20 protein-coding genes are annotated in these 23,716 nt (G+C 61.7%); 9 read left to right on the top strand and 11 right to left on the bottom strand.

Features of this window, described 5'->3' with window-relative positions:
- Window positions 1-95 precede the first annotated feature (95 nt).
- On the top strand, window positions 96-1,160 hold the full coding sequence (locus FJV77_RS22190; protein WP_142868749.1) for a phospholipase D family protein: 1,065 nt from the start codon (window positions 96-98) through the stop codon (window positions 1,158-1,160).
- Between the two features lie 14 nt (window positions 1,161-1,174).
- Here FJV77_RS22190 and FJV77_RS22185 read toward each other — a convergent pair whose 3' ends face one another.
- Entirely contained in the window at window positions 1,175-4,030 is a 2,856-nt protein-coding gene (locus FJV77_RS22185; RefSeq protein WP_142868748.1) for an SNF2-related protein, read from the bottom strand.
- Between the two features lie 597 nt (window positions 4,031-4,627).
- Window positions 4,628-5,338, bottom strand: a complete 711-nt coding sequence (locus FJV77_RS22180) for a haloacid dehalogenase type II (protein ID WP_142868747.1) — start codon at window positions 5,336-5,338, stop codon at window positions 4,628-4,630.
- A 93-nt stretch (window positions 5,339-5,431) separates the two neighbouring features.
- Here FJV77_RS22180 and FJV77_RS22175 point away from each other — a divergent pair, with 93 nt between their 5' ends.
- Window positions 5,432-6,343, top strand: coding sequence for a LysR substrate-binding domain-containing protein (locus FJV77_RS22175; protein ID WP_142868746.1), 912 nt, complete (start codon window positions 5,432-5,434; stop codon window positions 6,341-6,343).
- A 12-nt stretch (window positions 6,344-6,355) separates the two neighbouring features.
- Here FJV77_RS22175 and FJV77_RS22170 read toward each other — a convergent pair whose 3' ends face one another.
- Window positions 6,356-7,552 carry a YcaO-like family protein gene (locus tag FJV77_RS22170; protein ID WP_185970397.1) on the bottom strand — a complete coding sequence of 399 codons (1,197 nt, stop codon included), beginning with the start codon at window positions 7,550-7,552 and terminating at the stop codon, window positions 6,356-6,358.
- Between the two features lie 182 nt (window positions 7,553-7,734).
- Between FJV77_RS22170 and FJV77_RS22165 the strand changes: the two genes are divergently transcribed.
- Window positions 7,735-9,468 carry a tetratricopeptide repeat protein gene (locus FJV77_RS22165; RefSeq protein WP_142868744.1) on the top strand — a complete coding sequence of 578 codons (1,734 nt, stop codon included), beginning with the start codon at window positions 7,735-7,737 and terminating at the stop codon, window positions 9,466-9,468.
- A 12-nt stretch (window positions 9,469-9,480) separates the two neighbouring features.
- Here the strand turns inward: FJV77_RS22165 and FJV77_RS22160 are convergent, their stop codons facing one another.
- Window positions 9,481-10,062 carry a hypothetical protein gene (locus tag FJV77_RS22160; protein ID WP_142868743.1) on the bottom strand — a complete coding sequence of 194 codons (582 nt, stop codon included), beginning with the start codon at window positions 10,060-10,062 and terminating at the stop codon, window positions 9,481-9,483.
- A gap of 166 nt (window positions 10,063-10,228) precedes the next feature.
- Here FJV77_RS22160 and FJV77_RS22155 point away from each other — a divergent pair, with 166 nt between their 5' ends.
- The 3 genes from FJV77_RS22155 to FJV77_RS22145 all read left to right on the top strand — a co-directional run bounded on the left by FJV77_RS22155 (window position 10,229) and on the right by FJV77_RS22145 (window position 13,202).
- Window positions 10,229-11,578 carry a S8 family serine peptidase gene (locus tag FJV77_RS22155; RefSeq protein ID WP_185970396.1) on the top strand — a complete coding sequence of 450 codons (1,350 nt, stop codon included), beginning with the start codon at window positions 10,229-10,231 and terminating at the stop codon, window positions 11,576-11,578.
- Window positions 11,569-12,684, top strand: a complete 1,116-nt coding sequence (locus FJV77_RS22150; protein ID WP_142868741.1) for a DUF1501 domain-containing protein — start codon at window positions 11,569-11,571, stop codon at window positions 12,682-12,684. The genes FJV77_RS22155 and FJV77_RS22150 overlap by 10 nt, the downstream gene beginning before the upstream one ends.
- 212 nt (window positions 12,685-12,896) lie before the next feature.
- Complete coding sequence (locus FJV77_RS22145) at window positions 12,897-13,202, top strand: protamine-2 (modular protein) (RefSeq protein ID WP_246691334.1); 306 nt, start codon at window positions 12,897-12,899, stop codon at window positions 13,200-13,202.
- An 84-nt stretch (window positions 13,203-13,286) separates the two neighbouring features.
- Here the strand turns inward: FJV77_RS22145 and FJV77_RS22140 are convergent, their stop codons facing one another.
- The gene (locus FJV77_RS22140) at window positions 13,287-14,399 is read right to left on the bottom strand and encodes a LacI family DNA-binding transcriptional regulator (protein WP_185970395.1); all 1,113 of its coding nucleotides are present in this window, start codon (window positions 14,397-14,399) and stop codon (window positions 13,287-13,289) included.
- Between the two features lie 589 nt (window positions 14,400-14,988).
- Between FJV77_RS22140 and FJV77_RS22135 the strand changes: the two genes are divergently transcribed.
- From FJV77_RS22135 to FJV77_RS22125, 3 genes are all read left to right on the top strand, one after another.
- Window positions 14,989-15,951 (top strand): sugar-binding protein, encoded by a 963-nt coding sequence (locus tag FJV77_RS22135; protein ID WP_142868739.1) that lies wholly within the window; start codon window positions 14,989-14,991, stop codon window positions 15,949-15,951.
- Window positions 15,952-16,073: 122 nt separating this feature from the next.
- Window positions 16,074-17,612: a sugar ABC transporter ATP-binding protein gene (locus FJV77_RS22130; RefSeq protein ID WP_142868759.1), complete on the top strand. Its 1,539-nt coding sequence runs from the start codon at window positions 16,074-16,076 to the stop codon at window positions 17,610-17,612.
- A 73-nt stretch (window positions 17,613-17,685) separates the two neighbouring features.
- Window positions 17,686-18,672, top strand: coding sequence for an ABC transporter permease (locus tag FJV77_RS22125; RefSeq protein ID WP_142868738.1), 987 nt, complete (start codon window positions 17,686-17,688; stop codon window positions 18,670-18,672).
- 2 nt (window positions 18,673-18,674) lie between these two features.
- Here the strand turns inward: FJV77_RS22125 and phnN are convergent, their stop codons facing one another.
- The 6 genes from phnN to iolE all read right to left on the bottom strand — a co-directional run bounded on the left by phnN (window position 18,675) and on the right by iolE (window position 23,676).
- A complete protein-coding gene (phnN, locus tag FJV77_RS22120) occupies window positions 18,675-19,304 on the bottom strand; it encodes a phosphonate metabolism protein/1,5-bisphosphokinase (PRPP-forming) PhnN (protein ID WP_185970399.1) in 630 nt (209 codons plus the stop codon).
- Entirely contained in the window at window positions 19,301-20,440 is a 1,140-nt protein-coding gene (locus tag FJV77_RS22115; protein ID WP_142868737.1) for an alpha-D-ribose 1-methylphosphonate 5-triphosphate diphosphatase, read from the bottom strand. The genes phnN and FJV77_RS22115 overlap by 4 nt, the downstream gene beginning before the upstream one ends.
- 33 nt (window positions 20,441-20,473) lie before the next feature.
- Window positions 20,474-21,181 carry a DUF1045 domain-containing protein gene (locus FJV77_RS22110; RefSeq protein WP_142868736.1) on the bottom strand — a complete coding sequence of 236 codons (708 nt, stop codon included), beginning with the start codon at window positions 21,179-21,181 and terminating at the stop codon, window positions 20,474-20,476.
- A 138-nt stretch (window positions 21,182-21,319) separates the two neighbouring features.
- Window positions 21,320-22,132, bottom strand: coding sequence for a 5-deoxy-glucuronate isomerase (gene iolB / locus FJV77_RS22105; RefSeq protein WP_142868735.1), 813 nt, complete (start codon window positions 22,130-22,132; stop codon window positions 21,320-21,322).
- Between the two features lie 349 nt (window positions 22,133-22,481).
- On the bottom strand, window positions 22,482-22,715 hold the full coding sequence (locus FJV77_RS22100) for a DUF3329 domain-containing protein (RefSeq protein ID WP_142868734.1): 234 nt from the start codon (window positions 22,713-22,715) through the stop codon (window positions 22,482-22,484).
- Window positions 22,716-22,758: 43 nt separating this feature from the next.
- Window positions 22,759-23,676 (bottom strand): myo-inosose-2 dehydratase, encoded by a 918-nt coding sequence (gene iolE, locus FJV77_RS22095; protein ID WP_142868733.1) that lies wholly within the window; start codon window positions 23,674-23,676, stop codon window positions 22,759-22,761.
- Window positions 23,677-23,716 lie beyond the last annotated feature (40 nt).

Raw genomic sequence — 23,716 nt, 5'->3', positions numbered from 1 at the left:
TTTGTCGTAGCCGATGGCTGCCAATTGCAGGCAATCTGTAGTCTGGTGGCGCGTGCGATTCGGTCGATGACCGTTGTAGACTACTTGGGGGAGTCATGGACATTGAACTTGCAACGCAGAGCCCAAATGGAGCCAAGAACGCCCGCCTTCGAGAGTTGCTCGCTGCGCACATAGCGGATTGTGAGGCCGATGAGCTAGGTGCCGCCGCTGCTTATGTTACCATCGAAGGCGTGAACGCAGTTCTCGAGGCCGTCGGAGTTCGTGAACTGCAGAAATCGCGATGGTTGGTCGGCCTCGATGATGCAATCAGCCAGCCCGGCGCTATAGACCGCCTTTTATCGCTCCCTAACGCGACGGTGAGAGTCGTGACCTTTGCCGCCGCCGGCGCACGGTTCCATTCCAAGATAGTCCTTCTAGGCAACACCAAAGCGTCCAAGAAGGCGGTGTTGATGATCGGCTCTGCAAATCTGAGCCGGGCCGCGTTGGAGAAGAATGCCGAAGCTGTCGCGTTCATAGCAAGCAGCGAGAAGGCCAACGCAGATTGGCTGCGTGAAACGTTTGAGAAAGTTTGGAAGCTTGGCCACGTTCCGAGCGACACCGAATTAGAAGGTTATGCAGAAAAGTATTACGCCGCACGAAAACTTAGAAAGCAGATTGAAAAGATCGTTCTTGGAAAGAACCTCCCCGCAAATGTTATCGCCACTCCAGACGAGGCTCAAATTGATCCATCGCTTGCGACGATTTGTTGGATTGAATGTGGACGTATTACTTTGATGGGGAGGGAGCTCGAACTGAAGGGCATCCAGGCTCGTTTCTTTGGCTTGAATCCGACTGGAGGCGCTACCGAGGTTCTCTCGCTCCTCCATAACGATGGGTCGCTTCACGAGACAAAGTTCATATTTCGGCATCAGAATGGCATGTGGAGGGTCTATTTCCCTTCATCAATACCGGAAGTGAAGGCAGGCCTCAGACCTGTCGAAGCCGACGGTTCTCTCGGGCGTTCGCCCTATGTGGCAGTCTTCGAACGGACTTTGGTAAAGGGCCAGTTCAAGCTAAAATTCCTCCGCGACGACGAAGCCGATTATGCACAGCTAAAGGCGAAGTCAGAAGACTCTGGCACCGTCGGAGACACGGGTAGTCGTAGGTTTGGATGGTGCTAGTTGTATTGCCTCTATCAAGCGATACTCCAGCGGATCGTGAACAGGACGGTCATTTCGGGTGTCAGGCCGAGCTTGTCTGCGATCTCGTCGAGCATGCGCTCGCGTTCGTCGTCGATCTCCTTCAGACGGTTGTAAAGCTGATGCTGTAGGTCGTCAGCATGTCGCTTTAGGCCCGATGCCTCACGCTGAAGCTCGACCTTCTCCTGAAGGCTCTGGACGGCACGGGCAAGTTTCTTTTTCTCGTTAGCTTCCTTCGTCAGGGCCTTGATTTGTTGATCGTAGGATACGCGTGCATCGTCGCGCCAGCTATCAAGGCGTTCTTCTTCCTCGTTTAGGAATTCTCCAAGGCGCTGTTGCGCACGCCCGACGACCTCCGTCCTGCTGGCCTCTAGAACTTTAGTCAGGTCGGTTTCCGGTGCTATCCCGACCGTAGCTCCAATCACGGTCGCGGGCACCGTCAGCATGCGGCCAGCAGTTTCGGCATGCACGGCGGTGCCGTCATCCGTAAACGCTACACAGATCAATTCGTCGAAGGTGCGCGCCGGTGTGATCAGCTTTAGGCGAGCAACCCTCAGCCAACCGCTGTTTCCGCGCAGTGGTGCAACATCGCCAAGATTCCCAGCGTAGGCGCTGTAGTCGAACCTTATTTCCGCAGCGTCTAATTCGCGTGCCTTTGCAACTGCGACAATCTGGTCTGCCAAGCCTTCATCAGCCAACCTGAAGAATTGCCATCCCCGCGCATCAGCTTCGGGCCACTCCGATGAGTACGTCTTACCCTCGTAGTCGAAGCGTTCGACATGGTCGGCATGGAACCGAGCGTCCGGCAATTCTGCCCGTGCGAGGCTGAGCAACGCGCGCTTGAACTCGTCGAGGGAAGAGGCGACTGCATCCTTGCGCAAGTGTAGGCGAGAGATGACCTTGTCGTCCATCTCGGCAAGTAGTTTGTTGCGAGCCGCCGTCTTTGCCTCGTCGATTTCAAACGCGAACTCTCGTTGGAGGGCGTCGAACGCGGCGTTGATCTGATCATTGTTACGGCATGACTGCACAATATCGAGGATGCGACGCTCGATATCCACGCCAGACTCGATTGCGCCTAGCACTTCATCAGACGAGCCGAAGACGCCCTCGAAGAGCTTGAATTTCTGATCAAGAAGCTGAACGATCCGCGCTTCAGCCTGATTTTTTCGGTTCATGAAGTTGATGACTGTCACGTCAATCTTCTGACCATAGCGATGGCAGCGACCGATCCGCTGCTCGACGCGCTGCGGGTTCCAGGGCAGGTCGTAGTTGATTAGGAGCGAGCAGAATTGAAGGTTGATGCCTTCGGCGCCTGACTCCGTTGCGATGAGAATAGTGCGGTCATCGCGGAACGCATCTACGATTGCGGCCTTCATGTCTGCTGTCTTCGAGCCGGAGACGACATCGGTACCACGATGCCTCTCCAGCCACGCCTTGTATATGGCGCTACTATCCTTGTCGGCGTTTGAGCCGTTCAGAACAACGGTCTGTCCGGTAAAGCCGTGAGCTTCCAGTAACTCGCGCAGATAGGACTGAGTGCGGACGGACTCAGTGAAGATGACCGCCTTACGCTGGCCGTTTTTGATCTCGTCGAGAACGTTGGGCAGGCTATCGAGGAGGGCCTTGCCCTTTGCGTTAGTTTGAATCGACCCGGCGAGTTCGCGGTAGCGCTTCAGCTCGTCAATCTCGGCTTGAAGTAGCTTTGGATCGGTGTCCTCTACGGCGTCGTCCATCTCATCCTCCAAGGCCTCGGTCTCGGTCGCCTGACCTTCCTCGCGCCACTCCTCCGCCGTTTCCTCCAGCCCGTCGATGTCGTTCAATGCCTCTTCGTTGACCGACAGCTTTCGCTCAAGACGGGTGACCATCTTGTCGAGTGTTGCTGCTACGGCGAACGATGATGACCCGAGAATTTTGCGGAGCACCAGGGTGACAAGGTGGCGACCGTTTTTACCAACCGCCAGAGTGTCGTCGCGTTGGAGATAACGCGACATATGCTCGTATAAGTCGGTTTCCAGCTTATCCGGCGTGAAGTCGAACGTCTTCGCCAAACGGTTGGTGTAATTGATCAGCCCTGCTTTCTGGACCTGTCGCCGAAGCGTGCGTTTGCAGATTGGCTCTAGTCGTCGCGCCAACAGCGCCTGAGATGTGCGATCCTCACGCCCACCAAATTCAGCACGGAAAGCCTGCTCAGACCCAAAATATGTATCGTCGATCACGGTGACGAGCCCATACAGCTCCATGAGATTGTTTTGGAGCGGCGTGGCGGTGAGTAGCAGTTTCTGGCGACCCGCAAGCGCATCTCGGAGAACAGCGGCCCGAGATGTCTCAGTGGCGCGGTAGACGTTTCGCAGCTTGTGCGCTTCATCGAATACTACGAGGTTCCATGCGATCCCTCGAAGCTGATCGGCAATCCGTGCGGCGTACTCGTAAGACAGGATTACAATGCCTTCGCCGCGTCCCAGCGGGTTTGGCTTTCCGGCCTTGGATAGATCCTTCACCCGCTTGGCATCTAGGATGACCGATGGGAGCGAGAATTTCTCGCGCAGCTCTGTGGCCCATTGTTTACGAAGGGAGGCGGGCACGATCAACAGAAGCTGGCGCTGTCGCTCCCACCACCGCTGGCTGAGCACCAACGCGGCCTCGATTGTCTTCCCCAAACCGACCTCGTCGGCCAACAAAACGCCCTTGGATAAGGGGGAGCGCAGGGCGAACATAGCTGCGTCCACCTGATGGGGGTTCAGGTCCACACGCGCAGATGAGAGTGACTGTGTCAGGCCCTCGGTTTCGTCCAGCCCGTCTCGGGTTAGGAAAAATGCGAAATACTTCGCTTGATGTGGCGTGTAAAAGGACAAATGCCCCCTCGGCGAAGCGATTGAGATTTGACGGATTGTCTATCAGAGGTTCGATTGAACAGGTTTTAGCACTCATGTAGGGCTGCGGCGACCCTGCAGTCCACAGTTGTTAGTAGGGCTCGACTAGGCCGTGACCGCTAACTGGCGCTTATTCGCGTCAGACCCTGGCAGCCAGCAGAATCCTCGATTTTTCGCACCAATCCGTAACCACCCAGCCCGCGCAATCCCGATACGCCGGCAATCCCGACGCGACCGGCGGTGACTGCCATCAATGCCATGTCGGCTGGGCAGCTCGCCAAGATGAAGAAACGCTGCGCCAGTGTGCTCAGCGGCCAGGGCACCTATGATCGCGACCTGAAGCAGCTCTGACTGCTTTTGGCGCGGCGCTGAGACCGTCTCATCGCCCGTGAGGTCAAGGCGGTTTACCGTTTTTCACGGGGCCTGCCTCTTTGGTTTGAGACAAGTTCCCAGGGAAAGCGCTGTGCGCTTCTCCCGGGAAAAGCGTTTCATACTTTCCTGGAATTGCTGCTGCGTCGGCCGGATAGCGGCTGCCCGCGGCCCAGCCTGCCGCCTCGGTGGCGCGCTTCTTGTGTGCGCCTACCGGGCCGGAAGCCAGCCGGCAGCCTCGAACAACCCGGGCACGTCATCCAGTCCGTGCGCGATCGCGTCCGGCTGGTAGTCGGGCGGCGGGCGGCGGGCGGTGCCGCGGTCGACCCACACCGCGCGAAATTTGAGATCGCGCGCGGCGGCCAGGTCGAGATGCGGGCTGGCGCAGATGTGCACCAGCTCGCCCCTGGTCACACCAAGGGTCCGCCACGCGTGTTCGAAAATCTGCCGCGACGGCTTGTAGGCCTGCGCCTGCTCGGCGGTGATCACCCGGTCGATGGCGCCGCCGAGCTGCGCGACGTTGCCGGCGATGATGGCGTCATCGGTGTTAGAGATGATCGCCAGCTTGAAGCCGGCATCCTTTAGCCGGCGCAGCGTCGCGACAATCTCGGGAAAAGGCGGCATCTTGCCGATCGACGAGGTCAGCAACCCCGCGTCATCGGCCGCAGCTTCCAGCGAGAACTCACGCAGCGCCAGCCGCAAGGCCTTTGCGGTGACGGCGGCGAAGGACAGATGCGGCCTGGTGTGCTCGAGTTCGTGCTCGTGCCGGTCATAGACGGGGATGAAGTCTTTCGCCTCGATCTTGCGGCCCTTGCGCGCGAGGATCGTTTCCATCGCCGCCATCAGGCCTTCGTCCCACTGGATCAGCGTTCCGTAGCAATCGAATGTCAGCCAGGTCGGGCGCGGCCCGTTCAATGCCATTTGTAGAAACCTCAGGGAAAGTTGGCTGGACACTGGCAGCGATTTCAGTCATTTGAAAATTAAATGTTGCGATAGGCTCAAGTGGGTATTCGAATGGATCTGGATCTCGATCTGTTGCGCAGCTTCGTCGCGGTGGTCGAAACCGGCGGTTTTACGCGCGCGGCGGAGCGCGTTCACCTGACGCAATCGACCATCAGCCAGCAGATCAAGCGGCTGGAGGATAGCGTCGGCCACAGCCTGCTTGTGCGCGAGCGCGCGCCGGGCGGCGTGCAGGTCACCGAAGAGGGCGAAGTGCTGCTCGGCTATGCGCGCCGGCTGCTGTCGATCTCGGCCGAGGCGGAAGCGGCCTTGCGGCAGCCCGCGGCGCCGAAGACGGTGCGGCTCGGCGTGCCGGAAGATTTTGCCGGCCGGCGGCTGATCGACCTGCTTTCGGGATTTTCCCGGGCGTCGCCGCATCTGCGGCTCGACACCGTCAGCGGCTGGAGTTTCGAGCTGCGGCGCCTGCTGGACAATGGCGAGATCGACCTGGCGCTGATCAAGCGCGAACCCGGCGACGCGCCCTGCCTGGGGCGCTGGGAGGAGACGCTTGCCTGGGTAGCCGGCCCGTCCGGTGCGCTCGACGCCGACCCCGTGCCGCTCGCCATGTTTCCGCAAGGCTGCATCTACCGGCAAAGGGCAACGCGCGCCATCGAGGCGGTCGGGCGGATGTGGCGCATCGCCTATACAAGCCAGGGGCTGATCGGCGTGCAGGCGGCGGTGGCGTCGGGGCTGGGCATCAGCCTGCTGCCGGTGGATGCGGTGCTTCCCGAGCACCGCCTGCTGCGCGCCGTCGACGGGTTTGCGGAACAACCGCCGTCCGAGCTGGCGTTGATTGCGCCCTCACGACGGCTGGATGCGCCGGCGCGCGAACTGGCGGCGTTTCTGGTCGCAAACATCGGCAGCATTCTGCATGGCTCTGTCGCCCGGCCGAAGGACGTGCGGCGCCCGGCTGCGGCTCTGCGCTAACTGGTTTCGGCGCTAAAACGGGAAAGGGTCTCGGCAGCGCGCAGGCTTGAGGCCAAGAGTGCCTGGAACAGAATACAGCCTGCCCGGACCAAACCTTGGTTTGGTCGAACGCAAGCCCGGAGCGAACATGCGGACAAGGGACCGCTGCTCATCCTGCATCAGGATGACGGCGAATATTTCCAGGTTTCGTTCATGGCAGAGTTTGACGCATGAGGCGTAGTCGAGTGTCGCTTCATCCGCGCAGGCAGGGCCGCCACCCTGCAAATAGCGATACAGCCCAAGATCCGTCTCCTGATGCCAGCGATAAAGCTGCCGCGCCCCGGGCGTAAAGCCGGTCGTTCCCTGTTGCTGCGCCTGCTGGGAGAGCAGAGCAAGGTTCGCTTCGCATTGCGCAAGCTCGCCAACCGCCCTTGTGGCAGCCGCTGACCACGATGCGCCCGCCGCAAACCCCATCGCCGGACATCGGCCGGACCTGTCGCTGGAGATTGCCGCAACTATCGGCACCGCCAAATCCAGCGTAAGTCGCAGAAGCCGCAATTCGCGACCTCGGTGACAAAGCCAGTCCTCGTAAGACGATACGGTGTCGCTTGCCAACGACTTCGGATCGATGCGAGGCAGCACAAGTCGATTGTACCACCAGATGGAGGTCGCATCTCGCTCTATCAGCTCGAGAAGTGCGCTCATCGCAGCGTCCTCAGGGTTGACGCCCAGCGCAAGGCCGTTCGAGTCGGCAGCCGGCAAAGATGATTGCTTGCCACCGGGATCATATCCGAGGAAACACAGCCCCGCGGGCACCCAGGCTTGCTCCGAACCGAGCTTGTCGTCACTCAGGATCCAGTCTTCAGGCGCGGATCTATCCCAGCGGGCCGGAACCATGTTGCGGGACTGTCGGTTCCCGGCCTCTCGCCGGTCATATTGCTCTTCGCTGAAAAGAAGGATGCCGGGCGGCTCGACGACCTGCCCATCAATCGCATCGGCACACGACCGGAGAATTCGCCCCTCGGGAATGATCTGGGCGAAGTAGGTCTCGTCCGCCTCATAGAGGCAGCCTTGCAGCGCCTGCTCGACTGTCGTGCCCCAACCGGACACGAAGTAAGTGCTCTCATCGCCATCCCTGGCGGCGCGAACGCGACCGGCCGCCACCGTGAGAGGACAGCCGAGCAATGGGTCCGAGATCACCACCGGGCCATAAAGAAGACTGGACCCCACGCAGACCTCGAATGTGCGAATCTTTCGCGTTGCGGGCGCTTCTGAACGGATTTCGCCCTGTCGCGCGCCCGAAGCTCTTCGTGCAGCAATTTACACGCTGCCATGCGCGATAGCATCATGCAAATGTGCTAAAGTACGTTCGGACGTCCGACCCGAGGTATGGATTGACCCCAAAGCCTGGATTGACCGCAAACAACGGCGCCCTGAAGCGACGCCTGACTGCGATCGTGGTCGCAGACGTGGTCGGCTATTCGCAACAAATGGCGGAAGACGAGGAAGGCACGTTTACCCGCGTCCGGGCGCTGATGCACGACGAGATCCCAGGCTACGTTCATCGGCATGACGGCCGCGTTGTGAAGAACACCGGCGACGGTATCGTCGCGGAGTTCCTCAGTGCGGTCGAAGCGGTCCGGTGCGGGGTGGCTATCCAGGCCTATCTCGCAAACCCCGAGCGGCCGTCGCCCGGTCTGTCGCTTCGGATGGGCATAAATTTCGGCGATATTATCGTCGACGGCGACGGAGACGTGTTCGGCGACGGTGTAAACGTGGCTGCACGCCTTGAACAGATCGCAGCCCCCGGAGGCATTTGCCTTTCGGCAAAAGTGCATGAGGAGGTCCGGGCAGGGCTGCAATTGCCCTTCGAATATTGCGGTGACTTCCTGCTCAAGAACATTCCCCGACCCGTAGCGGTCTACTCGCTTATTCACAGACCCGAAGGCCCCGCTCCGAGCGTCGGCGCCGGGACTTCGGGCTCGAACACGCCGTCGATCCTGGTCCGCCCATTTGTCAGCACCGGCGGCGTGGAACCCTATTTCAGCGAAGGGTTCACGGAAGACGTCATCACCGAGCTGACGCGGTTCACGCAGCTCTCCGTCGCGTCATATCATACCTCGATGCGGCTCAAGGATGTGGACCTGCCGAAGCTGGTCTCGGATATCGGGCTCGATTTCGAGCTTGCGGGGCGAATCCGCAGGATGGGGAGGCGTATCCGCCTGTCGTGCGAACTGGTCGACGCGACGTCCGGCGGCGACGTTTGGGCCGAGCATTATGACAGCGACGATCAGGACATATTCGATGTGCAGGACGAACTGGTCCGCAAGATCGTGGGCACAGTCATCGGACGCCTGAAGGCAGCGGGTGCTGAGAAGGCGCGGCGCAAGCCGCCGGCCAACCTGGCGGCCTATGAGTGCGTGCTGCGCGGCAATGCCCTGCCGCTCGGCGACCTCGCGTCCGAAGCGGAAGCCAGGCAATGGTATCAGCGCGCCATCGACCTCGATCCGACCTATGGGCGCGCCTACGCCAAGCTGGCTCACTACAAGCAGCTGGAATGGTTTCGCGACATGGGATCTTCCGATGCCCTGCTCGACGAGGCGCATGCAATTGCCAAGAAGGCGGTGGCGCTCTCTCCCAGCGATCCGGTTTGCCTCAACATTCTCGGCTGGGTGCTGCTGCACTTGCGAGACTTCGACGTCGCCGCGCAACTCTACGCACGGGCCCTCTACCTCAATCCGAACGATCCCGAGCAGGTTTCCTATCTCGGCACCCTCTACACATTTGGCGGCGAACCAGATCGAGCCATGCAATGGTTCGAGCGGGCGCAGGTGCTCGATCCCCTCTATGAACCATCTTGGTATTGGCCGTTTCGCGGCATCGTCCACTTCATTGCGGGCCGGCCCGAGCCGGCATTGGTCGCTTTGAGCCGTTCGTCGACAATGCCGACATGGGTTACGGCCTACATGGCCGCTTCGAGCTCGGCGCTTGGCCGGGACAGCGACGCAAGGCTGTATGCGGCTCGCGTGTTGGCGGCCACGCCCAGCTTTTCTTGCAGTCGATTCGTGGCCAAGGAGCCCTATCGCCTGGAGGAAGATCGGGCCACGCTGCTCAAAGGGCTGCTCGCCGCCGGGCTGCCGAACTGATACTGAAGTTTGCTATCGGCAGCCGAAGAGGACCGCGGACGCAAGCTCGTCATGATAGTGCCGACCCTGTGCGTTGTTGTGGTACGTCCCGAGGTAATCTATCAGATCCTCTCGCGTGACAACGCCTTCCGGCAGGGCCGGCAGGACCACAGTCAGCTCCGTTGGGGCATCGCACACCAGTTTCACTTTCGCGTCGACGATCTGCTCCAGCACAATCTTAAGTTCGCTTAGAAGAGTAGCGTCATTCAGGTCTTTTACTTTCGACACTACGCCATTCTTTAAATCTTTGCCTTTGTAGTTGATATTGGCACCAGCAAGATCAACAACGCGAAAGGTTTTGCCCGAAGTGCCCGGGGTGATCGTCCCTACCTTCACGCTTCGAAGGCCGCCAGTCTTGTCTTCAGTGCGCAGAGCTATGACGTCACCGGACGCGAATGCGTTCTGCATGTCGACGGTTATAGTCAACTGACTTGTCGAATCTACCACTGATACAGTCGCCGTGAACGCGGGCGGCAAAGCCTTCAGCCACGCCCCCACGAGCGAGGCGCCAATCTCCTGAGCCTGTCGGCCCTGCTTGAGTTTCACCTTAGGCACAAGCGTTGCTCCCCGCGCTTTGAGGCGTGCGAAAACAACCTAGGCCGCTTTTTCTTTGGCTGCAAGAAGAGCCCTCGAGCGGTTCGCCTCCAAAGCTTTGCCGTGGACAGAAAGAGCTATTGGGAGCATGCTGCCAGTCAGTCGACCAGCAGATGGTGGGGGATCCATGAGGTTCGCCTGGCTTGTGACTTTTCTCGCCGCCACCCTTTTCGCGGCCACGATCGCGCGCGCGGACGAAGACTCCGGCGAGCCGCAAGTAACGCAACACACATTCATCACGCCACTTGCGGACAAAGACAGATTTCGAACGACTATCGCCGGCCTGAACAAGATCAATCAGTCGGGGGAAGCCCTGCAGGCTGTCGACATGCCGGATCTGGGATTTAGCCTGGTCACTGGCAGCTTTACCGACGAGGAAGCGAACAAGCTTCTATCGGAAGGGTATCAGGAACCGGACTCACTTGAAGTAAGCCTGTTCGCGGATGGCGGTTGCGAAGCACGCAGGCCGCTAGCGCCTGTGACGGGTGACAAGCTCGTGCCGCCGAGCGTTTGCAGTGTAGTCGGGTCGCCCAGTCCTGTGACCAACGGGTCCGCAGTCTGGATCATCGATAGCGGCGTCGACGAAGACATCGTCACAAAAGGGCTTCTTAATATTTCGGAACGGATCAACTGCACGGTCACTCCATGCAGCACGACCATGGGCGTGGCAGACACTCAAGGTCACGGCACGATGGTCGCAGGCATCGTTGGTGGAATGCGCGTGCCAGGTACGACAAGTGGAGAATACCTTGGCATCGTTGGGGTCAGCCCCGGGGTGCCACTCAAGATTGTCAAGGCATTTGAAGGCGTGAAGTCGAAGATCGTCGGGCCGCCGCTTGTCGCCCTGAAATACGTTCTTGACAATGCGTCCGCCGGCCAAATCCTGAACATCAGCTGGGGCTCGCAGTTCATGGAGACCGCGAGGAATGGTGGCCAATTAGGCCAGCTTGGTCTGATGGACAAGCTGCTGTTTGAGATTGCAAACAAACAAGTCCGTATTGTGATTGCGGCGGGCAATGCGCGGGAAGACGACGAGGCGTCGTGGGTACAGTCCTTTTTCCCGGCGAATGCGTCGGAATATCTTTCTCCAAACCCGACGCAAGGCTTCATCAAAAGTGTCTCGGCATCCGACAGCACTTATATCCCGACCGGCACCATCGTCATTGGCGCGTGCAGCGCCGTGTCAGCCAATTGGTGTGATCTGCTTTGGGATGGCGGCGCTTTTGGCGCGGCCATGTCCGAGCCAGGCGTTGGCGTCCAGGTGCTTTGGCGGAGCAAAAATCACGAGCTAAGACAGAATATCTGTTCGGGAACGTCCCTTGCCGCTCCAGTTCTTGCAGGACTGCTGGCTCGGCCTACCGCGAATTTGCAGAAGGTCCCGATCAAAAAGAGCGTGATCCCAAATGCCGATCCGCTTGGATATTCCACACGCGGAACGCCGGACGTCACTATTCCGGACTATCCGAAATGCAATTGACGCGCCGCACAGCCCTCCAGGGTTTGGGTCTTGCCTCGCTGTTTGCGACCAGCGCAGGGCGTGCTTCGGCGGTTTTTGCCGGCGACAGTCACCCGCGGCTGCTGGTCGTTCACCTTCGGGGCGGACTTGATGCGCTGGCCGCGCTGCCGCCCCATGGTGATCCGGATTTCCGGCGGGTGCGAGGCACGGCGAGAGAACTTGACACGTCCGACGACGCGTTCGGTTTGAAGCTTGATCCGCTGTTTGCGCTTCATCCGGCGCTGGAACCGCTTGCTCGGTTCTATTCAGCCGGCGAATTGCTGATCCTGCCCGCGACGGGCATCCCGGATATCGGCAAATCGCACGACGCCGCGCAGAGGGTCCTGTTCGACGGCGATGTCGACGGCGGCGATTTTGGCTGGCCAGGAAGAGCCGCTTCGGTTTTGTCGCAGGGAAGGCAAACAATCTGGCGTGCCGCGCCGGCCGACCTCTCGAATGATGTGCTTTTCGATCTTGCGTTGGCCAATCCGGGACTTGACATCGCCCGCCTTTGCCTCGGTGCGGCGTCCGGTTCAGCCGAAACGGTGCAGACGTTGCTTGCGCGGCGACAGGCGCTGAGTGCTGCCAGCTTTGCCGCAGCTGCGACCTCCGCGGCGCAGGCGCTGTCCAGGCCGGACGGTCCGCGCGTGGCCCTGCTGCAGTTGGACGGCGTCGATACCCACGTTGCTCAGGGAGCGCGCCTTTCGGCGACCCTTGGGACATTGGCGCGTGGTGTCGTTGCGTTCTCGGAAGCGGCAGCCGCAATCTGGCGTCAAACCGTTGTGCTCGGCATTACGGAATTCGGGCGCTCCGTCCACTTCAACGAACAAGGTGGCACCGACCATGGCAGTGCCAGCGTAGCGTTCCTGATGGGTGGCGCGGTAGCCGGCGGGCGGATCGCCGGTCGCTGGCCCGGATTGGCGGCCGATCAGCTCCACGCGGAGACCGACTTGGCTGTCACCACCGATGTCCGCTCAATCGTCAACGCGGTGTTGAAGGACCACTTTGGATTCTCCAGCCAGGCAATGGCGATGGTCGCTCCAAACGCATCGGGCCTTCCAGCAATTAGTGGGTTGTGTCGGACTTGACGCACGCTTGGCGAACGCGTAGCGGCGCCGACATCTGGCACTCTCCCTTGTTGACGCCCATCCTTTCCAAGTTGGCCAGATGACAGACTAAGACATCCTTAAGATACCTTACACCTTGCTGGCACTTCCCCTCTGGCCTTTTCAATGCGCCGCGCTATCTCCGTTTCGTTAGATCTTGCTGATGGAGGTTTTTGATGGATCGGCGATCGTTCTTGACAGCATTGTTCGGCGTTGCGGGGGCCGCGGCGCTTGCTACTACGGTTCGGCCTCTCGAGGCCGTGGCCGGAGTTCCCAATGTCGGCAACGGCATTCTCGATGAACTCGACAAGCAGGATCCCAGTGCCTTCGATGACGACGAAGGCCCGGGCGATGTCGAGCAGATCTACCATCGGCGATGGCACTATCGTCGCTACCACAGGCGGCGCGTGTGGAGACGGCATTGCCGCAGGTTCTGGCGCTATGGCCGCTGGCACAGGCGCTGCTATCGCAGGCGCTCCTTTGTCATATTGCGGTTCTAGCCGCGCTTGATCCAGGGGTTCGTCCTGCCCTGAGGCGCAAATCCTAAAAACAAGGCCCATCGCGACTGCTTCGGGATGGGCAGGTCAGGTTTGCCTCGCCACCGCCGCCACCGAGTCGCGCTCGACCAGCGGGCATTCGAGCTTGGTGATGGGATAGCGGCCGCGGCCGGGAGGCGGCAGCACTTCGAGCTGCTCGATCGCCCATTGGCCCATGGCCATGTGCGGCAGGATCGATGTCGTCAGCGGCGGGAACAGATGCCGGGCGATCTCCTCGTCGTCATAGCCGACGACGGAAATGTCCTGCGGGATGTGCAGGCCTGCCTCCTTCAGCGCTTCGTAGCAGCCGATGGCCGTGCGGTCGTTCTGGCAGAAGATGGCGGTCGGGCGGTCTTTGAGCGCCAGAAGCTTGGCGGTCGCGGCATAGCCCGCACTTGCCGACCAGTCGCCTTCGACCACCAGCTCCGGATCGAACGGGATGTCGGCGGTGGCGAGCGCCCTGCGGTAGCCTTTCAGCCGGTCCTGCGCCGCCTGCATCCACGGCTCGCCGGTAATGGTGGCGATGCGTCGGTGGCCGTGGCCGATCAGATGCCGGGTCGAGCTCTGGCCGCCGGCGATCTCGGAAGGCACCACGGCCGGGAAGGCATAGTCGGATGTGTAGCAGTTGAGCAGGATGACCGGAATATCGAGGCCGTAGAGAAAGTCGGGCGCCGTGATCTCGCGGGTGAAGATGGTCATGTAGATCAGCGCCGAGATGCCGCGCTTGGTGAGGGCCGCAATGGCGCGCGGCTCCATGACGGCGTCGCCCATGGTCTGCGCCACAAGCAAGACGTTGCCGGCATTCCATGACGCCTGGCGAGCGCCCTCGATTGCGACGACGGCTTCCGGACTGGTCGCCAGCTGGTCGACGGCGAAACCGATGACGCCATCGAGCCCCTCGAAGGCGGGAACCGGTTTGCGCAGCGCCGAGAAGGCGGGCGCGGCGTAGCCGAGCGCACGCGCGGCGTCGATCACCCGCTCGCGCGTCTGCTGCGAGAGCCTGATCCCCGGCGAATTGTTGAGCACGAAAGAGACGGTCGCCTGAGAGCAGCCGGCCGCCCTGGCGATGTCGGTCATGGTGACGCGGCCGCCTTTGGCGGTTCTCGCCGGCGCCTTGCGCCGCTTCGCCGTGTCGCTGGCCGGATCCCTCGTCTCGCTCATGGCATTCGTGTCCCCAATCCCTCGCCTGTCTAGCGGCAGCCTGTCAGGCCGACAAGACAGCTTGGTGCCGCCGACTAATGGAAATGGCCGAAGGCGTTTATATCTATTAGCAGCTTTGACGTGCCTCCGCTATGCGCGCTCCGCGCTGATGAAACCCCAAAGACTGCAAGGCGCTACTTGAATGCAACCAATGCAGCGCGCGTTCGTCAAAAAGAGCCCCAGGGCTACCGTCGAGCCTTCACGTGAGACCTTTTACTAATACTGTTTACTAATACAAAAATGCGCTGTAACGTCAATCCGTCGCGCCCGGTCCGGCTGGGACCCGCGTGGCGAGAAGTGCGCGTGAATGGCCTGATGGCGAGCGGGGATTGCCTCCCCAAGCTTTGTTTCGGACATGTGATATGTCAGACAAATCAGACTATTTACGAGCGCGAGATGAGTCTCTAAAGTCCGCATCGTGACTGGAACGACGCCATTCTTTTGAGTGCCGGGAACCCCTGGGGAGGAGGGCGTCCAAGCCGCAAGCGGCAAATTCAGGTGAAGGCAAGAACGGTCAGTCCGACGACTGAACCAAAATGGGAGGTTGAACATGAATTCCTTGATACGACATGCATCCGTCGCCACCGCAGCCCTGCTGCTTGGCCTGACGGCGACAGCGATTGCGCGCGCCGACGACAAGCCGACGCTGGCCTTCGTCGTCAACGGCGCTTCCGACTTCTGGAAGGCCGCCGAAGCCGGCGTCAAGAAGGCGCAGGGCGAACTGCCAGACTACAATCTCGAGCTCAAATATCCCGAGCAGTCCTCGGTCGCCATCCAGCAGCGGCTGATGGACGATCTGGTGACGGCCGGCGTCAAGGGCATCATGGTTTCGGCCGTGGACCCCAAGACCTCGACCGACGGTCTGAACAAGATCGCCTCGGAGACAGCGCTGTTCACCACCGATAGCGATGCCCCGCAGACGAAGCGCGTCGCCTATATCGGCTCGTCCAATGTCGATGCCGGCAAGCAGGCGGCCGAGATTGCCAAGAAGGCGATGCCGGACGGTGGCAAATGCCTCGGCTTCGTCGGCCTGCTCGGCGCCGACAATGCCAAGGAACGCATCCAGGGCATGAAGGACGGCCTGGCCGGCAGCAAGATCGAACTGGTCGACGTGCGCGGCGACGATATCGATCAGGCGCGCGCCAAGAAGAATGTCGAGGACGCGCTGGTCGCCAGCCCCGATATCACCTGCATGGTCGGCTTCTATTCCTACAACACGCCGCGCATCTATGAAGCACTGCGCGACGCCGGCAAGCTCGGTTCGATCACCGTCGTCGGTTTCGATGACGATCCGATCACGCTGGGCGGTGTCAAGGAAGGCACGGTGGCGGCGACCGTCGTGCAGCAGCCCTTCGAATGGGCCTATCAGGGCATGAAGCTGATGGCCGCCTATCTCAAGGGCGACAAATCCGGCATTCCGGAAGGCGGCCTGATCATCATCCCGACCAAGATCATCGGCAAGGACGATGTCGACACCTATGCGGCCAATCTGAAGGCGATGTCCGGAAACTGAGGCCACGAGCAGTTACGCCGGCTCAAGGTTCGCCTTGGGCCGGTGATCGTGTTGACGGGCGGGCGAAGGCCCGTCAGTCTGCTGAAGGGGCCGTTTTGGCCCAGCGGCTGCTGTCAGGCTTGATGAACTATTCCGACACATCCATTGCAGCGACTACCCCGTTCCTCGGCCTCGAGAACGTGCGCAAGACCTATCCGGGCGTTGTCGCGCTGGATGGTTTTTCCATGGAGGTCAGACCCGGCGAGGTGATCGGCCTCGTCGGCGAAAACGGCGCCGGCAAATCGACCCTGATGAAGATCCTCGGCGGCGTCACCAGGCCGGATAGCGGCACCATTGCCGTCGACGGCGTTGCGCATGACGGGCTAACCGTCGAAGGCAGCCTGAGGTCGGGCATCGCCTTCGTGCACCAGGAACTCAATCTGTTCGAAAACCTCGACGTCGCCGCCAACATCTTCTTCGGCCGCGAACCGTTGCGGGGCGGGCCGCTGAGACTGGTCGACCGCGCGAGGCTGCGCGACATGGTGGCGCCATTGTTGAAGCGCGTCGGCGCCAATTTCTCCGCCAACACGCCGGTCTCGGCGCTGTCGCTTGCCCAGCAGCAGATGGTCGAGATCGCCAAGGCGTTGTCGATCAAGGCGAGGCTGGTCATCCTCGACGAGCCGACATCGAGCCTCCCGATCGCCGAGACCGACAAGCTGCTCGACGTCATCAAGGCGCTGAAGGCCGACGGCATCAGCGTCATTTTCATTTCGCACCGCCTGCACGAGATCGAGCGCGTCGCCGACCGCGTCGTGGTGCTGCGCGACGGCATGCTGGCCGGCACCTTGCCGAAGAGCGCCATCAACCACGACCAGATGGTCAAGCTGATGATCGGCCGCATGTTGAAGGAGCGCGAGAAGGCCTCCGAAGCGGCCCGGGCACCGGGCGCGACCGCACTCTCGGCCAAAGCTGTTCGCACCCCCGCCTACCCTGCCCGGCCGGTCGACCTCGACGTCAGGCGTGGCGAAATCCTCGGTCTTGCCGGTCTTGTCGGCTCCGGCCGCACCGAACTGGCGCGGGTGTTCTTCGGCATCGACAGCACGCTTGGCGGCGCACTTGAGCTCGATGGCAAGCCAGTTGTGCTCGGCTCCGCAGCGGATGCCGTCGCGCAAGGCATCTTTCTGGTGCCCGAAGACCGCAAACTGACCGGCATCCTGCTCGACCTGTCGATTGCCCAGAATATCTCGCTGCCGAATTTGCCGGCACATGCCAGGCGCTCGCTGGTTTCCGCCAGCACCGAGGCCGCCACGGCCGAGAAGCAGAAAGCCAATCTCGGCATCAAGGCGCCGTCGGTGCAGACGCGCACCGGCACGCTATCGGGCGGCAACCAGCAGAAGGTGGTGCTGGGCAAATGGCTGGCCATGAACCCCAAGGTGATGATCCTCGACGAGCCGACTCGCGGCATCGACATTGGCGCCAAGGCCGAGATTTACGGGCTGATGCGGGCGCTGGCCGATGCCGGCGTCGCCGTGCTGATGATTTCCAGCGACATGGAAGAGGTGATCGGCGTTTCGGACCGCATCGCCGTCATGCATGAGGGCCAGATCTCGGGCATTCTCGACAAGGAGCACTTCAGCCAGGAGAACGTGCTTCTGCTGGCTGTCGGCAAGAAGCCGAATTAGGCTTTGTTTTGCCGCGGGTCGCGCGGAACATTTTTTTGCAGAACCTGCTCAAGCGGGCATTGGGGAGAAGACGATGAGCAAGAAAGATCTCGGCCTGCTGATCCTGATCCTGGTGGTCGGGGCCGTGGTGGCGATCATCAATCCGCGCTTCCTGCTGCCGATCAACCTTGCCAATACCTCGAACCTGATCGGCCTGTTCGGCATCCTGTCGATCGGCCAGGCCTTCGTCATCATCACCGGCGGCATCGAATTGTCGGTCGGCTCGGTGGTTGCGCTGCTCGGTACGCTGTTCATCGACTTCATCGCCGTACGCGGTCTGGGATGGCCGATTGCGCTGCCGCTGATCCTGGTGCTCGGCGCCATCATCGGGCTGGTGCATGGCTGGCTGATCACCCGGCTCAAATTGCAGCCCTTCGTGGTGACGCTCTGTGGCCTGCTGATCTATCGCGGCGTGGCGCGCTTCTACACCGCCGATGGCACGGCGGGCTTCGGCTTCGGGCAAAATTTCCCGGAGCTCGAATTCTTGACGGCGGGCCGATCCTGGGGCGTACCGAACAGCTTCATTGCGCTGATCGTCATTGCCATCGTGATGTGGGTGGTGCTGCACCGCTCGGTGTTCGGACGCTACCTCTATGCCATCGGCAAGAACGAGGAAGCGGCGAAATATTCCGGCATCCGAACAGGGCGCGTCGTCATGGCCGCCTATGTCATCTGCGGCGTGCTGACGGCGCTGTCGGCGATCTACTTCGCCATGTATACGCGCTCGATCTCGCCGGCCAGCCACGGCCAGTTCTATGAACTCTACGCCATCGCCGCGGCCGTGCTCGGTGGCTTCTCGCTGCGCGGCGGCGAAGGTTCCCTGGTCGGCGTCATCCTCGGCACCGTGCTGCTGCAGGAGTTGCAGAACCTGGTCAATCTGCTCGGCATCCCGTCTTCACTCAACTTCGCGGTGATGGGCGGGGTGATCCTCATCGGCGTGCTGGTCGACCAGCAATGGGGCGTGTTCCGGGCAAGACGGCTGATGCTCGACGCCAGCCGCAAGAGTGTGGCGGCGGAGTAGAGCTAAATCACGCCGGACATATCCGAGAACGCCATCGCCTTGCGCAGCACCTCGGCGAAACGCTCGCCGGCGGCTTCGCGTGGACCGCCATTGTCGATCGAGGTGACGCCGGGTCCGGACAAAGCGACATTGGCACTGCGGGCGAGGCGTGCCAGCACTTCGCCGCGCGATTCACGGCCGCGCTGGGCGAGCCGTTCGGCGAGGATTTCCGGGGCAGCGGTGATCTCGACCACGGCCAGATTGGCGTAGCGCTCACGCAGCACCGGAATGACCGCGCGCGAGACATTGGCGACCGCGACGTGGCCGTTGGCTATCGACCAGTCGACATCGGCCGGGATGCCGTAGCGCAGGCCGTGCGCCTCCCAGGAAATGGCGAAAGCGCCGTCGGCCTCGGCCTCGACAAAGGCGGCGTCGGCCAGCGTGTCGTGGTCCTCGCTCGCGGCGTCGCTCGGCCTGGTGATGACCCGGCGGACGAACTCCAGCCTTGTCTCATCGGCAAATAGCGCCTTGGCATAGCCGATGACCGTATCCTTGCCGGCGCCGCTCGGGCCGACGACGGCGACGAAGACGCCGTTGCGGACCGGAAAGGCCTCGGCGGTGAGTTCGCGCTCGATCGATGCCGAGACCATCAGGCGACCCGGCGTCCCTGGCGCCAGACGGTGCGCACGACCGGCACATGGTCGTCGACGCGCACGCGCACCAGATCGGCGCGGCGGCCCTGTTCGATGACGCCGCGGTCGTTGAGGCCGATGGCCTCGGCCGGGTTCTTCGACACCATGGCCACAGCCTGCGGCAGGGAAATGCCTTCGACGACGTCGCCGAGGAAGAAGGCCGACTGGATCAGGCTGAAGGGAATGTAGTCGGACGACAAGATGTCGAGCAGGCCGTCGCCGGCCAGCGTGCGGGCCGAAACATTGCCGGAGTGCGAGGCGCCGCGCATGACGTTGGGCGCGCCCATCAGCACACCGAGCCCGGCCTCTTTCGAAGCCTTGGCAGCTTCCAGCGTAGTCGGGAATTCGGCAACGCGCACGCCCTGTTCGATGGCTTCGTCGACATGGCCTGATGTGGCATCGTCATGGCTTGCGAGCACGATGCCGCGCTCCTGGCAGGCGGCTGATATCGCCACCCGGTTCGGCCCCGAATTCTGCGCCGATTCCCCCATCCGCTTTTCGCAGAACAGCTTGAAATCGCGATCGGTCAGCTTCAGCTTGCGCTGATAGTAATAGGCGTAGGTCTCGAGATTGACGAACTGGCGCTGCCCCGGCGCATGGTCCATCAGCGAGGCCAGCCGCACGCGCTCGTCGCCGTCGAAATTGGCGAAGGCCTGCAGGCAGTCCGGCGCCGAAACCTCGCAGCGCAGATGCAGGAAGTGGTCGGCCCGCAGGCGATCCTGCGCCACGCTGTCCTCAATGGCATCGGCCAGCTTGCGGATGTCGTCGGAGGTGAGATCCGCATCCTCGTCCATGCCGACGCGCAAGGCATCGAGCACCGTGGTGATGCCAGCGGTGGCCACCTGCGCGTCATGAGCAAGGACGGCGGCGATCGGGTTCCAGCGCACTTTCGGCCGCGGTGCGTAATGGCCTTCGAGATGGTCGGTGTGCAGCTCGACCAGGCCGGGAATGATGTAGTCGCCGCCCATATCCTCGCCGCTCCGCCCATGACCGGCGTCGATGCCGGCGACAAGGCCGTCGCGCAGCAGCAGCGACCCTTCGACGATCTCGTCGGCAAGCACGATGCGGGCATTGGTCAAAACGGTCTCGGCGGTCATTTCAGGCAGTCCTTAGGTTTTCAGGCGACGTGGTCAGGCGGTTTTTCTGGCCGCGCGGCGGCCGAGCGCATGATGGGAGAGCACCATGAATGGGGCGCCCGGTTCGGTTTCGACAAACAGCGTCAGCGCATCCACCGGCACCGGCTGCTGCAGCACCTCGCCGAACAGGCTGTCGATTGCTGCGCGCAGACGTTGGCTTTCCTGTGGCCCGGCCCGGCCGGACAGCGTCATGTGGAAGCGAAAGGTCTCGAAAACATAGGGGTAGCCCCATTGGCAGAGATTGCGGAACTCGGCCGGCTTCAGCGAATCCGGGCTGCGCCGCTCGATCTCGGCCTCGGTCAGCGGGGCGCGAAAACGATCGAAGCCAAGCACGACATCATCGGCAAAACGGTTGAGCGGCGGCAGCGGGCCTTCCGGCACCAAAGCGAAGAAGCCGTCGATCTGGCTGACGATGAGGCGCGGGATGGTGACGGTCGGCGCTGCCTCGGCAAAGACGTCGAGGGCGGCACGCAGCGAGGCTTCCGTCTCGTTCGGGGCCAGCCGGAACGGCGCCTTCAGCGTTGCATGGAAACCGTAGCGGCGCGCCGATGCGGTGTGGAAGGCGACTTCCGCCGCCGACAGGTCGCCCACCGCCTCGACCGGCCTGGTAGCGGCGCCAAAAGGGTCGCGTCCCAGCCAGTTGGCGGCGAGCCGCGCCAGCGGTTCGTCCTGCCTCGGGGTGAAATAGATGGCATAACGCATGAGAAATCCTCGTCAGCCCGCTGCCATAGGTGATTTCCATGACGGATTGACGAAGCTTTGAAGGGTTTTCGATGGCAAATCGACCGGACAAGTCCTTAGCCGACGATTTTTCTCTGCTGGACCAATAGCTTCGGCTGTTCAGGCCTTCATCAGCCATTCGTGCTCGGGCGCATTGTAGAATTTCCACGTCCGCTTCGGACCGGCCATGACGTTGAGATAATAGAGGTCGTAGCCGTGGCAGGCGGCGCAGGGATGGTAGCCCTTGGGCACCAGCACGACATCACCGTCCTCGATCGTCATCGCCTCGTCCAGTTCGCGGGCGCCGTTCTTATCGGCGTCGGTGTAGACGCGCTGGAAGGCGAAGCCCTGCGGCGGGTTGAGGCGATGATAGTAGGTTTCCTCGAGATAGGATTCGGCAGGCAGATTGTCCTGGTCGTGCTTGTGCGGGGGATAGCTCGACGTGTGGCCTCCGGGCGTGATGACCTCGACCACCAGCAGCGAGTCGGCCGGCTTGCCTTCCGGCAGGATGTTGGTGACGTAGCGCGTGTTGGTGCCCTTGCCGCGCACTTCCTGGCCGAGATCGTCGGGCGCGATGACGCGCACCGGCAGGCCGCCGCCAAGGGCCGGAGCCGAACAGACCGCCAGTTCAAGAACGGTATCGGCCGTCACCGACCAGTCCGACCCCTCAGGCACGTAGACCGACCATGGCTTGCCCTCGAAGGGCGACATGCGTTCGCCCAGCAGGCCGAGCTCCTGGCCGCCGGCTGTTCCCGTGCCCTTGCCGGTGACGAACACCAGGCAGACTTCCCGGTCGCCCGTCTTGCCGGAAGCGGTCTCGCCCGGCTTCAGCCGGTGCAGGTCGAAGCCGACATAGGTCCAGCCGGCGCTTTTGGGCGTGACATGGGCGACGCGGCCATGGCCCTTGTCGGCTTTGACGAGCAGTTTCGACATTTTTGTCTCCCTATTTTTCAAGCCTGCTTGCAGTCTCGCGAACCAACTTTGGAGATTGGCCGGTCGCTCTAAACTTCGTCATCCTAGGGCGAAGCAGGAGCGAAGCTCCGTCGCGGAGACCCTAGGATCCATTCCGTGACCTCTACCGAGGGCACAGCGGAGCAGAATTCTGCACGGTCGCAACGCTTCCATGTCACGGCATGGATCCTAGGGTCTGCGCTGCGTCGCTGCGCTCCTTGCTCCGCCCTAGGATGACGAAGCTCGGGGCGTTCTGGCTAATCGCCGACGTATGCGAACCGTAACGCGCGTAGTATCCGATCCACAAAAACGTAGGCGCCATGGAACCCGGTCATTCCTTCGGTTCGGTGCCGGTCTTTGGTTCGTCGGCCGAAGCCTTGCCCTCCTCAGCCGGCTTGTACAGATAAAAGAACTGCCAGACGGCATAGCCGCCGAAGCCGAGCGCGATCACCCCCCAGAACGGTGTGCCGGAGGCGAATTCGATGATCGCCCAGATCACGCAGACGGCGACGACGGCAACGCGCCGCCACAGTGGCCGGAAGAATGGGTGTTCGTAATCTTTCATCGGGCCAATCTACAGCAAGCTGGCTCGGCGGAAACCCGTCGCATCATACATTGGGGAACCCTTGCGTCTCCACCGTGTAACCTGCTGCCGTCATCACCCGCATCAGCTCCTTGTGGCCGACCTGCGCCATCTTCAGCGGCGGGTTCTTCTTCGGGTCCTGCTCGGCCTCGACGACGAACCAGCCTTCATAACCGTAATCGGCGAAGCGCTGCACGATGGCGCCGAAATCCAGCGACCCGTCGCCCGGCACGGTGAAGGCACCGAGCGCCACGGCATCGAGGAAGGACTGTTTCGTGCGGTCGAGCCCGTCGATCACGGCCATACGCACATCCTTCACATGGACATGGCTGATGCGCTTGTGGTGGTTGTCGATGGCGCGCAGCACGTCGCCGCCGGCAAAGGCGAGATGGCCGGCATCGAGCAGCAGTGGAATGCCGTCGCCGGAATGGCGCATGAAGGCGTCGAGCTCCGGCTCGGTCTCGACCACCGCCGCCATGTGATGGTGGTAGGAGAGCGGCATGCCTTGTTCGGCGCACCATTCGCCGAACTCGGTCAGTCGCCGGCCATAGGCCTTCATCTCGTCGCCCGACAATTTCGGCTTGGTGGCGAGCGGCTTGGAGCGGTCGCCCTGGATCGAGCGGCCGACCTCGCCATAGACAATGCAAGGCGCGTTGACCGCCTTGAACAGGTCGATCATCGGCTGGATGCGATCCTTGTTCTTGCCCATGTCTTCATCGACCAGCGTGCCGGAAAACCAGCCTCCGCACAGCGTGACGTCGGCCTTTTTCAGGATCGGCAGCATGACAGCGGGATCGTTGGGGAAACGCCGGCCCATCTCCATGCCGGTAAAGCCGGCCGAGCGCGACTGGCGCAGACATTCTTCCAGCGATACGTCGTCGCTGAGTTCGGCAAGATCGTCGTTCCACCACGCAATGGGGGACATGCCCAGTTTGGCTTTCAAGTCGTCACTCCGGTTTAACAGTTCATCTTCGGCTGCTGGC

The sequence above is a fragment of the Mesorhizobium sp. WSM4306 genome, from assembly GCF_007003975.1.
GTDB lineage: Bacteria > Pseudomonadota > Alphaproteobacteria > Rhizobiales > Rhizobiaceae > Mesorhizobium.
This window is presented reverse-complemented; position numbering and strand designations above follow the sequence as displayed.

Bases quoted from the DNA above. Each gene is read 5' to 3' on its own strand.
- FJV77_RS22190 (WP_142868749.1), top strand. From the start codon at position 96: ATGGACATTGAACTTGCAACGCAGAGCCCAAATGGAGCCAAGAACGCC.
- FJV77_RS22180 (WP_142868747.1), bottom strand. From the start codon at position 5,338: ATGGCATTGAACGGGCCGCGCCCGACCTGGCTGACATTCGATTGCTAC.
- FJV77_RS22175 (WP_142868746.1), top strand. From the start codon at position 5,432: ATGGATCTGGATCTCGATCTGTTGCGCAGCTTCGTCGCGGTGGTCGAA.
- FJV77_RS22155 (WP_185970396.1), top strand. From the start codon at position 10,229: ATGAGGTTCGCCTGGCTTGTGACTTTTCTCGCCGCCACCCTTTTCGCG.
- FJV77_RS22150 (WP_142868741.1), top strand. From the start codon at position 11,569: ATGCAATTGACGCGCCGCACAGCCCTCCAGGGTTTGGGTCTTGCCTCG.
- FJV77_RS22140 (WP_185970395.1), bottom strand. From the start codon at position 14,399: ATGAGCGAGACGAGGGATCCGGCCAGCGACACGGCGAAGCGGCGCAAG.
- FJV77_RS22135 (WP_142868739.1), top strand. From the start codon at position 14,989: ATGAATTCCTTGATACGACATGCATCCGTCGCCACCGCAGCCCTGCTG.
- FJV77_RS22130 (WP_142868759.1), top strand. From the start codon at position 16,074: ATGAACTATTCCGACACATCCATTGCAGCGACTACCCCGTTCCTCGGC.
- FJV77_RS22125 (WP_142868738.1), top strand. From the start codon at position 17,686: ATGAGCAAGAAAGATCTCGGCCTGCTGATCCTGATCCTGGTGGTCGGG.
- FJV77_RS22115 (WP_142868737.1), bottom strand. From the start codon at position 20,440: ATGACCGCCGAGACCGTTTTGACCAATGCCCGCATCGTGCTTGCCGAC.
- FJV77_RS22110 (WP_142868736.1), bottom strand. From the start codon at position 21,181: ATGCGTTATGCCATCTATTTCACCCCGAGGCAGGACGAACCGCTGGCG.
- iolB (WP_142868735.1), bottom strand. From the start codon at position 22,132: ATGTCGAAACTGCTCGTCAAAGCCGACAAGGGCCATGGCCGCGTCGCC.
- FJV77_RS22100 (WP_142868734.1), bottom strand. From the start codon at position 22,715: ATGAAAGATTACGAACACCCATTCTTCCGGCCACTGTGGCGGCGCGTT.